The sequence below is a fragment of the Pseudomonas putida genome, assembly GCF_002741075.1.
Taxonomy (GTDB): Bacteria; Pseudomonadota; Gammaproteobacteria; order Pseudomonadales; family Pseudomonadaceae; genus Aquipseudomonas; species Aquipseudomonas putida_T.
The window spans coordinates 3,420,903-3,433,475 of sequence record NZ_CP016634.1 but is presented as its reverse complement, the minus strand read 5'-3'; the positions used below and the strand labels follow the sequence as shown (position 1 = coordinate 3,433,475).

Annotated in this window: 11 protein-coding genes; 3 read left to right on the top strand and 8 right to left on the bottom strand. The window is 62.6% G+C overall.

Annotation, left to right across the window (positions count from 1 at the left end):
- Positions 1-42: 42 nt before the first annotated feature.
- From IEC33019_RS16075 to gcl, 6 genes are all read right to left on the bottom strand, one after another.
- Positions 43-918: an urea transporter gene (locus IEC33019_RS16075; protein WP_070092156.1), complete on the bottom strand. Its 876-nt coding sequence runs from the start codon at positions 916-918 to the stop codon at positions 43-45.
- Between the two features lie 193 nt (positions 919-1,111).
- Positions 1,112-2,527, bottom strand: a complete 1,416-nt coding sequence (pyk, locus tag IEC33019_RS16070) for a pyruvate kinase (RefSeq protein WP_070092155.1) — start codon at positions 2,525-2,527, stop codon at positions 1,112-1,114.
- Entirely contained in the window at positions 2,524-3,798 is a 1,275-nt protein-coding gene (locus tag IEC33019_RS16065) for a glycerate kinase type-2 family protein (RefSeq protein ID WP_070092154.1), read from the bottom strand. Before IEC33019_RS16065 ends, pyk begins: the two co-directional genes overlap by 4 nt.
- Before the next feature lie 245 nt (positions 3,799-4,043).
- Entirely contained in the window at positions 4,044-4,937 is an 894-nt protein-coding gene (locus IEC33019_RS16060) for a 2-hydroxy-3-oxopropionate reductase (protein WP_070092153.1), read from the bottom strand.
- 170 nt (positions 4,938-5,107) lie between these two features.
- The gene (hyi, locus tag IEC33019_RS16055) at positions 5,108-5,890 is read right to left on the bottom strand and encodes a hydroxypyruvate isomerase (protein ID WP_070092152.1); all 783 of its coding nucleotides are present in this window, start codon (positions 5,888-5,890) and stop codon (positions 5,108-5,110) included.
- Positions 5,891-5,947: 57 nt separating this feature from the next.
- The gene (gcl, locus tag IEC33019_RS16050) at positions 5,948-7,723 is read right to left on the bottom strand and encodes a glyoxylate carboligase (RefSeq protein WP_070092151.1); all 1,776 of its coding nucleotides are present in this window, start codon (positions 7,721-7,723) and stop codon (positions 5,948-5,950) included.
- 258 nt (positions 7,724-7,981) lie between these two features.
- On the opposite strand from gcl, the gene IEC33019_RS16045 reads away from it, so the two are divergent.
- Entirely contained in the window at positions 7,982-8,422 is a 441-nt protein-coding gene (locus IEC33019_RS16045) for a GlcG/HbpS family heme-binding protein (protein ID WP_070092150.1), read from the top strand.
- Between the two features lie 77 nt (positions 8,423-8,499).
- On the opposite strand, the gene IEC33019_RS16040 is transcribed toward IEC33019_RS16045, so the two are convergent.
- Entirely contained in the window at positions 8,500-9,111 is a 612-nt protein-coding gene (locus IEC33019_RS16040) for a TetR/AcrR family transcriptional regulator (RefSeq protein WP_070092149.1), read from the bottom strand.
- A 130-nt stretch (positions 9,112-9,241) separates the two neighbouring features.
- On the opposite strand from IEC33019_RS16040, the gene IEC33019_RS16035 reads away from it, so the two are divergent.
- The gene (locus tag IEC33019_RS16035) at positions 9,242-10,150 is read left to right on the top strand and encodes a DUF808 domain-containing protein (protein ID WP_070092167.1); all 909 of its coding nucleotides are present in this window, start codon (positions 9,242-9,244) and stop codon (positions 10,148-10,150) included.
- On the opposite strand, the gene IEC33019_RS16030 is transcribed toward IEC33019_RS16035, so the two are convergent.
- Complete coding sequence (locus IEC33019_RS16030; protein ID WP_070092148.1) at positions 10,140-12,086, bottom strand: LTA synthase family protein; 1,947 nt, start codon at positions 12,084-12,086, stop codon at positions 10,140-10,142. The genes IEC33019_RS16035 and IEC33019_RS16030 overlap by 11 nt on opposite strands.
- Positions 12,087-12,236: 150 nt before the next feature.
- Here IEC33019_RS16030 and IEC33019_RS16025 point away from each other — a divergent pair, with 150 nt between their 5' ends.
- Complete coding sequence (locus IEC33019_RS16025; RefSeq protein ID WP_070092147.1) at positions 12,237-12,530, top strand: hypothetical protein; 294 nt, start codon at positions 12,237-12,239, stop codon at positions 12,528-12,530.
- Positions 12,531-12,573: the final 43 nt, after the last annotated feature.

The window sequence follows — 12,573 nt, the reverse complement described above, 5'->3', positions numbered from 1 at the left end:
GCTCGTTCCATTGTGCGATGGGCAGAGCCTAGGGGCTGTGTTTTAGCTGTGCAAGCGATCGGCGTTGCGGCGTTGGCTCAGTTGCTGCAGATGGCTGCCCACATGCATCAGCCAGCAAGCGGTGACGAAGGGGGCGGTTAGGCTGGCGATCGGCATCAGGTTGAAGACAGGTTGCAGCAGCAAGGCCACGGCAATGGCCAGCAGGGTCACCCAAGGGCGCTCGCCCTGGCGGCTGAAGGCTAGGGCGGCGAGCGCAGCATTGAAACCGAACAATCCCATCCAGGCCGCTTGGGCTTCACCTGCCAGCAGCGCCACGCCGCCGCCGATGGCCGAGCCCAGCAAGGCCCAGAGCGTGGCGTAGGGGTTGGCCACGAGCATGCCGATGACGATCAGCAGGCCGGCCAACGGATTGTCCAGCAGGAAGATCTGGCCTACGCCACGCAGCAGGGCGTAAAGCGGGTTGGCCTCGGTGTACAAGGCGGGCATCGGTTCTGTCAGCAACAGGGTGCCCCAGCCCAGCAGCACGAAGGGTGCGGTATAGGCGATGAGCAGTTTGCCGCCGCGCTTGCGCCATTGGTGCGTGAGGATGCTGGAGAGACCACCGGCGGCGATGATCAGCGGCGGTACGATGGCCGACCAGGGCAGCAGGGCGGCGATCAGGATACCGATCAGCACACCGTTGTAGCTGTACAGTCCGGCCTGGCGGTCGGCGCGTTCATAACCGCGACGTTGGGCGGTGAGCAGGCCGGCCAGGGCACCGAGCAAGGCTCCGCCGACCAGGTTCGGGGCGGTCAGCAGAAGGGCCAGCAGGCAGCACAGGCCGCAAAAAGGATTGCGCAGCAGCAGGACCTGGCTGAAGCCGTTGAGCAAGGCCGTGGCCCAGTCGGGGCACGGGTTGACGAAATTCTTGGTGTACATGGGGCAGTCAGTGAGGTGGATGGGTAGCGGTGGGCCTCGTTTGGGCCTCGGGTTTTCCGCCAGTTGGTTGGTCATGGGGAGGGTGGTGCCCTCCATCGCAAGCCTCGCCAGCCCCCACAAGGTCGCACACCTTTAGGTACCTGTGGGAGCAGGCGAAGCCTGCGAAAGGGGCGCTTAGCGCCCCCAGGGTGTATCAGGCCAGCGTCTCGATCCGCAGGGTATTAGTCGTCCCTGGCTTGCCGAAAGGCACACCGGCGGTGATCAGCAGCGTGTCGCCACGGCTGGCCATGCCTTGAGCCTGGGCGATCTCCAGGGCCGTGGAGCAGATCTCGTCGACCTGACGCAGACGATCATTGACCACCGAATGCACGCCCCAGGTCACGCTCAGGCGACGGGCGGTGGCCAGGTTCGGTGTCAGGTTGAGGATCGGTGCACGTGGACGCTCGCGCGCAGCGCGCAGGGTCGAGGAGCCCGACTCGCTGTAGTTGACCAGCACGGCCACTGGCAGGATGCCGCTGATGCGACGAATCGCGCAGCTGATGGCATCCGACACCGTGGCTTCGGCCTTGGGACGACCGACATCGAGCTGGGCCTGGTAGTCCGGGCCGTTCTCCACCTGACGGATGATCTTGCTCATCATCTGCACCGCTTCCAGCGGGTATTCACCCGAAGCGGTCTCGGCCGACAGCATGACCGCGTCGGTGCCTTCGGCCACGGCGTTGGCCACGTCGGTGACCTCGGCGCGGGTCGGGGCAGGGGAGAAGCGCATGGACTCGAGCATCTGCGTGGCCACCACCACCGGACGGCCGAGCTGGCGGCAAGTGTCGATGATGCGTTTCTGGATCTGCGGCACGCTCTCGGCCGGCACTTCCACGCCCAGGTCGCCACGGGCAACCATGATCGCGTCGGACAGCTCGGCGATCGCTTGCAGTTGCTCGACGGCCGAAGGCTTCTCGATCTTGGCCATCAGGTAGGCGCGGTCGCCGATCAGTTGGCGGGCCTCGACGATGTCCTCAGGACGCTGGACGAACGACAGGGCGACCCAGTCCACGCCCAGGTCCAGGCCGAAGGCCAGGTCGCGGCGGTCTTTTTCGGTCAGCGGGCTGAGGTCGAGCACGGCCTGGGGCACGTTCACGCCTTTGCGGTCGGACAGCTCACCGCCGGCGAGCACTTCGGTGTCGATGGCATCGCTGTGCTTGGCAGTCACTCGCAGGCGCAGCTTGCCGTCGTCGAGCAGCAGGTCCATGCCCGGCTCCAGCGCAGCGATGATTTCCGGGTGCGGCAGGTTGACCCGGCGATCGTCGCCCGGGGTCTTGTCCAGGTCCAGGCGCAGGGCCTGGCCGCGTTGCAGCTGGATCTTGCCATCGGCGAAGCGGCCAACGCGCAGTTTTGGCCCCTGCAGGTCCATGAGGATGCCCAGGGGGTAGTTCAGTTGCTGCTCGACTTCGCGGATCCACTGGTAGCGCAAGGCGTGGTCGGCGTGCTCGCCGTGGCTGAAGTTCAGGCGGAAGATGTTCACCCCGGCCTCGACCAGCTGGCGAATGTCATCGATGCCTTTGATCGCAGGGCCGAGGGTCGCGAGGATTTTGACTTTCTTATCAGGCGTCATGATGGCTGGGTCTCGAGGATCAGGATGGCACGGAAGTCGTTGACGTTGGTGCGGGTCGGCTCGGTGACGATCAGCGCATCCAGTGCGGCGAAGTAGCCATAGCCGTTGTTGTTGTCCAGCTCGTCGGATGCCGACAGGCCCAGGGCCTCGGCGTTGGCGTAGCTGTCCGGGGTCATGATGGCGCCGGCGTTTTCTTCGGAGCCGTCGATGCCGTCGGTGTCACCGGCCAGGGCATACACGCCCGCCAGGCCTTTGAGGTTCTCGGTGAGGCTCAGCAGGAACTCGGCATTGCGCCCGCCGCGACCGTTGCCGCGCACGGTGACGGTGGTCTCGCCGCCGGAAAGGATGATGCAGGGCGCCTTGAGTGGCTGGCCGTGCAGCACGATTTGACGGGCAATGCCGGCATGGACCTTGGCCACTTCGCGCGATTCGCCTTCAAGATCGCCCAGGATCAGCGGGCTGAAGCCTGCCTGACGTGCCTTGACCGCTGCGGCCTCCAGGGACTGCTGAGGTTTGGCGATCAGCTTGAAGTGGCTGCGCGCCAGTGCCGGGTCGTCGGCCTTGACGGTTTCCGACGCCGGGTTGTTGAGCCAGTCGATGACCGCCTGGGACGCTTCGATGTTGTAGCGCTTGAGGATGGCCAGGGCATCGGCCGAGGTGCTCGGGTCGGCCACGGTGGGGCCGGAGGCGATGACCGTGGCCAGGTCGCCCGGTACGTCGGAGATTGCGTAGGTGTAGACCGTGGCAGGCCAGCAGGCCTTGGCCAGGCGGCCACCCTTGATCGCCGAGAGGTGCTTGCGCACGCAGTTCATCTCGCCGATGGTGGCGCCGGACTTGAGCAGGGCTTTGTTGATCTGCTGCTTATCGGCCAGGGTCAGGCCTTCGGCGGGCAGGGCCAGCAGGGCCGAGCCACCGCCGGAGAGCAGGAAGATCACCCGGTCGTCTTCTGTGAGGTTGCTGACCAGTTCGAGCACGCGCTTGGCCACGGCCAGGCCGGCGGCATCGGGAACTGGGTGGGCGGCTTCGACCACCTCGATCTTCTGGCAATTGGCGCCATGACCGTAGCGGGTCACGACCAGGCCGGACACCTCGCCCTTCCAGCTCTTCTCGACCACTTCGGCCATGGCCGCGGCAGCCTTGCCGGCACCGATGACGATGACGCGGCCGGTGCGGTCGGCGGGCAGGTGGGGTTCCAGGACCTGGCGGGGGTGAGCGGCGGCGATGGCTGTGTCGAACAGCTCGCGGAGAATTTTTTGTGGATCGACCGACATGGCAGGCTCCCAAAATCTTATTGTTCTGCAGAATCGAAAACGCCCCTGGAACTGCCTCCGTGCAGGCCGAACCAGGGGCGGGTGTTGCTCGGTGACACCGCGTGAGCCTGTGGTCGCAGGTTCACAGGTGTTGGCTTGTTCGCGGCTGAAGCCGCTCCTACAGGCTTGCGATGCCTTCAGGTTCAGCGATGAACCTTGTGGGAGCGGCTTTGTCCGCGAGGAGGCCAGAGACGTCTACAACGGTTTTACTTGTCGTCGCGGATCGAGAAGTTGGCCATGTGCTCCAGGCCTTTGATCAGCGCCGAGTGGTCCCAGTTGCCGCCGCCCAGGGCGACGCAGGTGCTGAACACTTGCTGGGCGTTGGAGGTGTTGGGCAGGTTGATGCCCAGCTCCTTGGCGCCTTGCAGGGCCAGGTTCAGGTCCTTCTGGTGCAGGTTGATGCGGAAGCCTGGGTCGAAGGTGCCCTTGATCATGCGCTCGGCGTGAACTTCGAGGATCTTCGAGGAGGCGAAGCCACCCATCAGCGCTTCACGAACCTTGGCAGGATCCGCGCCGTTCTTGGCAGCGAACAGCAGGGCTTCACCGACGGCCTGGATGTTCAGGGCGACGATGATCTGGTTGGCGACCTTGGCGGTCTGGCCGTCGCCGTTGCCGCCGACGCGGGTGATGTTCTTGCCCATGGCTTCGAACAGTGGCAGTGCGCGTTCGAAGGCCTTCGGGCAGCCGCCGACCATGATGCTCAGGGTGCCGGCCTTGGCGCCGACTTCACCACCGGAGACCGGGGCATCCAGGTAGGCAGCGCCGGTAGCCTTGATCTTCTCGGCGAAGACTTTGGTGGCGGTGGGGGAGATCGAACTCATGTCGATCACGACCTTGTTCGGGCCTGCGCCTTCGGCCACGCCGTTCTCACCGAACAGGACGGACTCGACTTGCGGGGTGTCCGGAACCATGACGATGATGAACTCGGCTTCCTGGGCCACTTCCTTCGGGTTGGCCAGGGCAACGGCGCCAGCGGCGACCAGGTTGGCCGGGGCGGCGTCGTGGTGAGTGGAGACGAACAGGCTGTGACCTGCTTTTTGCAGGTTCTGGGCCATTGGGTTGCCCATGATGCCGGTGCCGATGAAACCGATTTTAGCCATGACAATGTGCCTCTTTGTATTTGTAGGAATCTCAAGTGAGCGGCGGTCACTGTGGGGGCGGGTTTACCCGCGAAGCAGACACTTCGGTGGATGGCACCGGCTTTGCCGGTGTTCGCGGGTGAACCCGCCCCCACACTGTCTGGTGTGTCCCACAGGGCTGTACTCAGCTTTTAGATTGCGTTGTGCGTCTTCAACCAGCCCAGGCCTGCCTCGGTGGTGGTCAGCGGCTTGTATTCCGCGCCCACCCAGCCCTGGTAACCGATGCGGTCCAGGTGCTCGAACAGGAAGCGATAGTTGATCTCGCCGGTGCCTGGTTCGTTGCGGCCGGGGTTGTCGGCCAGCTGGATGTGGTTGATCAGCTTCAGGTTGGCTTCCATGGTGCGAGCCAGGTCACCTTCCATGATCTGCATGTGATAGATGTCGTACTGCAGGAACAGGTTGTCGCTGCCGACTTCGGCCTGGATCTCCAGGGCCTGCTTGGTGGTGTTCAGGTAGAAGCCCGGAATGTCACGGGTGTTGATCATTTCCATGACCAGGCGGATACCTGCAGCCTTGAGCTTGTCGGCGGCGTACTTGAGGTTGTCGACGAAGGTCTTGCGTACGGTGGCGCAGTCCGGACCTTGTGGGCGGATGCCGGCCAGGCAGTTGACCTGGGTGTTGCCCAGTACCTTGGCGTATTCGATGGCCTTGTCGACACCGGCGCGGAACTCTTCGACGCGCTCAGGGGTGCACGCGATGCCGCGCTCGCCTTTGCCCCAGTCGCCGGCCGGCAGGTTGAACAGCACCTGGGTCAGGCCGTGTGCGTCGAGTTGCTGCTTGATCTCGGCGGCGCTGAAATCGTACGGGAAGAGGTATTCGACACCGCTGAAGCCAGCGTCGGCGGCGGCCTTGAAGCGGGCCAGGAAGTCCTGCTCGGTGAACAGCATGGACAGGTTGGCAGCGAAGCGAGGCATGGTTGTCTCCTTGCAGAAGAAGGCCCCCGGCACAGCCGGCGCGGGGGCGTCAGGCGGTCAGTCCAGCAGCGAGATCGCGGTAGGTGCGTCGTTGCCGACCAGGGCGAGGTCTTCGAACTCGTTGACCGCGTTGATTTCGGTACCCATGGAAATGTTGGTCACGCGTTCGAGGATCACTTCTACCACCACCGGCACGCGGAACTCTTCGGCCATCTTCTGCGCCTTGAGCAGGGCAGGGGCGATTTCGGCCGGTTCGAACACGCGCAGTGCCTTACAGCCCAGACCCTCGACCACGGCCACGTGATCGACGCCGTAGCTGCCTGCTTCGGTGGCGTTGATGTTCTCGAACGCCAGTTGTACACAGTAATCCATGTCGAAGCCACGCTGCGCCTGACGGATCAGACCCAGGTAGGCGTTGTTCACCAGCACATGGACGTACGGCAGGTTGAACTGGGCGCCTACCGCCAGCTCTTCGATCATGAACTGGAAGTCGTAGTCACCGGACAGCGCGACCACTTTGCGCGAAGGGTCCGCCTTGACCACACCCAGGGCAGCCGGGATGGTCCAGCCCAGTGGGCCGGCCTGACCGCAGTTGATCCAGTGGCGTGGTTTGTACACGTGCAGGAACTGGGCGCCGGCGATCTGCGACAGACCGATGGTGCTGACGTAGCAGGTGTCCTTGCCGAAGACCTGGTTCATTTCTTCGTAGACGCGCTGCGGCTTGACCGGCACGTTGTCGAAGTGGGTCTTGCGCTGCAGGCTCGACTTGCGCTGCTGGCAGTCTTCCAGCCACTCGCGACGGCACTTGAGCTTGCCGGCGGCTTTCCACTCGCGGGCCACTTCCAGGAAGGCATCCAATGCGGCGCCTGCGTCGGAAACGATGCCCAGGTCCGGGGTGAATACACGACCGATCTGGGTCGGTTCGATGTCCACGTGAACGAACTTGCGGCCTTCGGTGTAGACGTCGACGGAACCGGTGTGGCGGTTGGCCCAGCGGTTACCGATACCGAACACCAGGTCGGACTTGAGCAGGGTGGCGTTGCCGTAGCGGTGCGAAGTCTGCAGACCGACCATGCCGACCATCTGTGGGTGGTCGTCAGGAATGGTGCCCCAGCCCATCAGGGTCGGGATGACCGGTACGCCGGTCAGTTCGGCGAACTCGACCAGTTTTTCGCTGGCATCGGCGTTGATCACGCCACCGCCGGAAACGATCAGCGGACGCTCGGCTTCGTTGAGCATGGCCAGGGCTTTTTCAGCCTGGACGCGGCTGGCGGATGGCTTGTGGACCGGCAGCGGTTCGTAGGCGTCGATGTCGAATTCGATTTCGGCCATCTGCACGTCGAACGGCAGGTCGATCAACACAGGGCCTGGACGGCCAGTGCGCATTTCGTAGAAGGCCTTCTGGAAGGCGTAAGGCACCTGGCCTGGCTCCAGAACGGTAGTGGCCCACTTGGTGACCGGCTTGACGATGTTGGTGATGTCAACGGCCTGGAAGTCTTCCTTGTGCAGGCGAGCACGAGGCGCTTGGCCGGTGATGCAGAGAATTGGGATGGAGTCGGCCGAAGCGCTGTACAGACCGGTCACCATGTCGGTACCGGCAGGGCCGGAGGTGCCAATGCACACACCGATGTTGCCCGGGTTGGCGCGGGTGTAACCCTCGGCCATGTGGGAAGCGCCTTCGACGTGGCGAGCGAGGACGTGATCGATGCCACCGACTTTCTTCAGGGCCGAGTACAGCGGGTTGATAGCAGCCCCCGGGATGCCGAACGCGGTATCTACACCTTCACGGCGCATGACCAGAACGGCTGCATCGATTGCTCTCATTTTGCTCATGGTTTGTGCCTCATCGATTTTGTAATTGTATACAACTTGCGTTGCGACAGAGTGTATTCACGCTCGGCGCCTTAGGTCAATCCATTTTCATCAGCAAGGGTGGCTTTCGTCGGGAAGCCTGTGAAAACGGCGTTTCGTCTGATCGTGCACGATAGTCTAAAAATATTGTATACAAAAATTCTGGCCGTTGTGTTCTATTGTCACTATCCGGTTTTCAACTGCCCTCAGGGCTTCTCACAACAAGAAGAGGACCTTTCCATGAACGCATTGACCCTCAAAGTCGCCGTCAGCCTGGTAAACGCCGCGCTGGCAGCGGGTCGCAAGATCAACGCCGCCCCCTTGACGGTGGCGGTACTGGACGCGGGCGGGCACCTGCTGGCGCTGCAGCGCGAGGATGGTGCCAGCCTGCTGCGGCCGCAGGTGGCCATGGGCAAGGCCTGGGGGGCCGTCGCCCTGGGCAAGGGCTCGCGCCTGCTGGCGCTGGATGCGCAGCAGCGCCCGGCGTTCTTCGCCGCGCTCAATGGTCTGGGCGAAAGCCCGGTGGTGCCGGCGCCCGGTGGTGTGCTGATTCGTGATCAGGCAGGCAAGGTGCTAGGTGCTGTAGGGATCAGCGGAGATACGTCGGATATCGACGAGCAATGCGCGATCAGTGCGATCGAGGAGGCGGGGCTTAAGGCCGATGCTGGCGTAGCAGCGTAAGTATTCGATCCAAGGGCCGCTTCGCGCCCTGATCGCGGCCTTGTGCGGTGATCAGGGTGCGAAGCGGCCCTTTTCTATCAGTCTGTCTCGGGCTCGCAGCCTTTGAGCACCAGCCGGATGATGGTCTCGGCTGCCGCGTCATAGTCACTGTCGGCCAGCTTGGGCTTGCCGGTGACCACGGAGATCTGCCAGTCGAAGTCGGCGTAGGTCTGCGTCGCCGCCCAGATGCTGAACATCAGGTGGTGCGGGTCGACCGGGGCGATCTGCTTGCGCTCGATCCAGTGCTGGATGCACTCGATGTTGTGCCGCGCCTGGTCGTTGAGCTGCTGCACCTGGTTGGGCGAGAGGTGCGGTGCACCGTGCATGATCTCGCTGGCAAACACCTTGGAGGCGTGGGGCAGGTCGCGGGAGATGCGGATCTTCGAGCGGATGTAGCCGCTGAGCACTTCTTTGGGGTCGCCGTCGGCGTTGAACGGCGTGGAGGCCTGCATGATCGGCGCGATGATGCTTTCAAGGACCTCGCGATAGAGGTTTTCCTTGGATTTGAAATAGTAATAGACGTTTGGCTTGGGCAGGCCGGCCTTGGCGGCGATGTCGCTGGTCTTGGTGGCGGCGAAGCCCTTGTCGGCGAATTCTTCGCTGGCCGCGCGCAGGATCAGTTCCTTGTTGCGCTCGCGAATGGTGCTCATGTCGGGAATCTTCCTTTGTCTGGCCACCTCTAAGAGAGGGTTCGGCATGGTAGCACCGGCCTTGTCGGGCGCTCAAGGCGGCCTCTTTGGGCTAGAATCGACCCACTCAAACCACGGGATGCAGGCAAACATGGCAGGAAGCAGTCTACTGGTACTGATCGACGACATCGCCACGGTGCTCGACGACGTCTCAGTGATGACCAAGGTCGCGGCGAAGAAGACCGCGGGGGTGCTGGGCGACGACCTGGCGCTCAACGCCCAGCAGGTCACCGGTGTGCGCGCCGATCGCGAGATTCCGGTGGTGTGGGCGGTGGCCAAGGGCTCGCTGGTGAACAAGGCGATCCTGGTGCCGGCGGCGCTGCTGATCAGTGCGTTCATTCCCTGGGCGGTCACGCCATTGCTGATGCTCGGTGGGGCCTACCTGTGCTTTGAGGGCTTCGAGAAGCTGGCGCACAAGTTCTTGCACAGCAAGGACGAGGACCAGGCGCAGCACGAGGCGCGTAACGAGGCCTTGGCCGATCCGAACATCGACCTGGTGGCTTATGAGAAGGACAAGATCAAAGGCGCGGTGCGCACCGATTTCATCCTCTCTGCCGAAATCATCGCCATCACCCTGGGCATCGTCGCCGACTCGCCCTTGACCCAGCAGATCGTCGTGCTGTCGGGCATCGCCGTGGTGATGACCATCGGGGTGTACGGCTTGGTGGGCGGTATCGTCAAGCTCGACGACCTGGGCTTGTGGATGACCACCAAGGCCTCCCGCATGGCCCGCGCTGTGGGCAACGGCATCCTGCGGGCCGCGCCGTACATGATGAAAAGCCTGTCGGTGATCGGCACTGCGGCCATGTTCCTGGTCGGTGGGGGCATCCTGGTACACGGCATCGAGCCGCTGCATCACGCCATCGAGGCGTTCAGCGAAGGGCGGGGCGGGTCGCTGACCGGTGGGCTGCTCAACGGCGTGGCCGGCGTATTCGCCGGCGCCGTGGTGCTGGCCGTGGTCGGTGTCGTGTCCAGGATCTGGCGGGCAGTCAGGGGCTGACTGTCACGTTTTCGATCTGCTGCGGCTTCCAGGCCAGCAAGCCTTTGCTGAAGCCATAGGCAGCGCTCTGGTAGTACGTGATTGCCCGTCGGATCAGCGGGTTGTCATCGCCAACCTTGCGTTCACGGCTGTTGCCCAGCGCATCCTCATGGACCCGTAAACCGCCGCGGGGGCTGAGAATGGCCAGATCCTTGCCGTCGAACAGCCCCAGATGTTGGTAGTTGCCGATCAGCACCCGTGGCGGCAGTTCGTCGCCACGAAGCAGGTCACGACCGAAGAATGTCGAGGTATAGCTCACGTTGAGCAAACCAAGCAGTGTTGGGGCCAGATCGATCTGGCTGGCCAGCATTGACGTTTCCCGCGGTTCGATCAGCTTGGGCGCGTAGATCCACAGCGGGATCTGATAGTTGCTCACTGGCAGGTCTTCCATGCCAGCGCTGCCGGCGGTGTGGTCGGCGACGAAGACGAACAGCGTGTTGTCGAACCAGGGCTTGTCCCTGACCTGGCCCAGGAACTGCGCAATAGCATGGTCGGTGTACTTCACCGCACCTTCTCGTCCTTCGCCCGAGGGAATGTCGATGCGCCCGTCCGGGTAGGTGTAGGGGCGGTGATTGGAGGTGGTCATCAGTTGCAGGAAGAACGGCACCTGCTTGGCATGATCGGCATCTGCCAGTTTGATCGCCTGGCGGTACAGATCTTCGTCGGCCATGCCCCAGGCATTCTTGAAGGTGATTTCGCTTTCATCGACGCTACTTTGGTCGACGATGCGATAGCCGTTGCCGCTGAAGAAGGCATTCATGTTGTCGAAATAGCCGCGTCCGCCGTAGACGAACACGGCGTCGTAGCCAATGGCTGACAATTGCTGGCCGAGGCTGGCATAGCCACTCTCGCGGCCGATGCGTTTAACGATCGAACGCCCAGGCGTTGGCGGGATCGACAGGGTGATCGCTTCCAGCCCGCGATCGGTGCGGGTGCCGGTCGCGTAGAAGTTGTTGAAGTACAGGCTCTGGCCGCGTAGCGCATCGAGGTTGGGGGTGAGGTTGCGAGCATCGCCGTTGCTGCCCATGTACTTGGCGCTGAAACTCTCGATCGTCACCAGGATGATGTTCGGGGTGCGCTGTGGGCCGTTGGCCGTGATGTGTCGGCGGATATCCTGGGGCTCGCCTGCGTCGAAGCGGGCGTTGGCTTCGGCCAGTTCCTTGTGCATCTGGGCACCGACCTCGTTCGCGCCGAGGCTTGCATAGAACTGGGTGTAGTCGAGTTCGTTGTTTCGGAAGGCGGCAAAGAACTGATACGGCCCGTTGCTGGCCAGTTCGCGCTGGTAGGCATTGCCATCCTGCCCGCGGGGAAACTGTTGGTCGATTGCCAGTGCCGACACGGCACAGAGGCCTGCCACGGTGGCAACGCCCAGCACGCGCTGGCGCAGGTCGCTGGTCGGTCCCGACAAGGCCCAGGCGAAGGGCTTTTGCAGCAGGAGTGTGAGCACCAGGGCAGTGACCGCCAAGCCACTGAGCAGCGTCGGGATTGGATAGGACTCGCGGATGTTGTCCAGCACTTCCTTGGAGTACACCAGGTAGTCGACCGCGATGAAGTTGAAGCGCACGCCGAATTCGTCCCAGAACAGCCACTCGGCCACGGCGACGAACAGCATCAGGAACAGACTCGCCGCCAGTACAATGCGCAACACGCTGCGATGTGCACGAGAGCGCCACAGCGCCGTGGGGCAGAGCGCCAGGTACAGGCTCATTGGCAGGGCGGCGTAGGCAAGGAAACTTACGTCATACAGTGTGGCGCTGAAGAATAATGAGAAGTAGTTGCCTTGAAACTCATCGAGATGTGTGAGGAGCAGTGTGAGTCGGGTCAGCACAAATATGCCGAACCAGAGTGAGCAAAGTAGCAGGAGAAAACGCCAGGGAGCAGCGAGTGATGCGCGCATGAAATTTGCCTATATGCTTACGGGTGCATGACAGTAACTAGGCTAGCAGTGCACTTGCAAAAGATTTGTCAAAAAACCGTAGCTTGGTGTAGGAAATTTCGCTTTTATAGCGCAGGCGTTTCTTTATTTCGCAAAAAGGGGGAGGTGCTCATGTTCGGTAATGTGTTGACGTACGATGTCTATCATCTCGCGCTTTATCTGTTCCTGGTGCTGGCGTGGGGCGCGCTGGGCTTGCATTTCCTCCAGCGAGGTATCGGTGGCGAGGGGCTGGTGAAGTGTTGTGCGATGTTTGGTCTGGCGCTCGCGGTGAGCAGTGTAATGCTGGTGCTGGATGTTCTAAGAGTGCTTGAACATCATCACGTGGAAATAGCGCTGTGGGGGCTGGGCGGTGTATTGCCTGCAAGTGTATTCCTGATCTCCAAGACAAGTTCTTCCTATCGCTAGAGCAGCTTGGGAAGTTTGGGGGTAATGATATTTCTAGGATTGA

Coding starts and splice junctions, on each gene's coding strand:
- IEC33019_RS16075 (WP_070092156.1), bottom strand. CDS start 918: ATGTACACCAAGAATTTCGTCAACCCGTGCCCCGACTGGGCCACGGCC.
- pyk (WP_070092155.1), bottom strand. CDS start 2,527: ATGACGCCTGATAAGAAAGTCAAAATCCTCGCGACCCTCGGCCCTGCG.
- IEC33019_RS16065 (WP_070092154.1), bottom strand. CDS start 3,798: ATGTCGGTCGATCCACAAAAAATTCTCCGCGAGCTGTTCGACACAGCC.
- IEC33019_RS16060 (WP_070092153.1), bottom strand. CDS start 4,937: ATGGCTAAAATCGGTTTCATCGGCACCGGCATCATGGGCAACCCAATG.
- hyi (WP_070092152.1), bottom strand. CDS start 5,890: ATGCCTCGCTTCGCTGCCAACCTGTCCATGCTGTTCACCGAGCAGGAC.
- gcl (WP_070092151.1), bottom strand. CDS start 7,723: ATGAGCAAAATGAGAGCAATCGATGCAGCCGTTCTGGTCATGCGCCGT.
- IEC33019_RS16045 (WP_070092150.1), top strand. CDS start 7,982: ATGAACGCATTGACCCTCAAAGTCGCCGTCAGCCTGGTAAACGCCGCG.
- IEC33019_RS16040 (WP_070092149.1), bottom strand. CDS start 9,111: ATGAGCACCATTCGCGAGCGCAACAAGGAACTGATCCTGCGCGCGGCC.
- IEC33019_RS16035 (WP_070092167.1), top strand. CDS start 9,242: ATGGCAGGAAGCAGTCTACTGGTACTGATCGACGACATCGCCACGGTG.
- IEC33019_RS16030 (WP_070092148.1), bottom strand. CDS start 12,086: ATGCGCGCATCACTCGCTGCTCCCTGGCGTTTTCTCCTGCTACTTTGC.
- IEC33019_RS16025 (WP_070092147.1), top strand. CDS start 12,237: ATGTTCGGTAATGTGTTGACGTACGATGTCTATCATCTCGCGCTTTAT.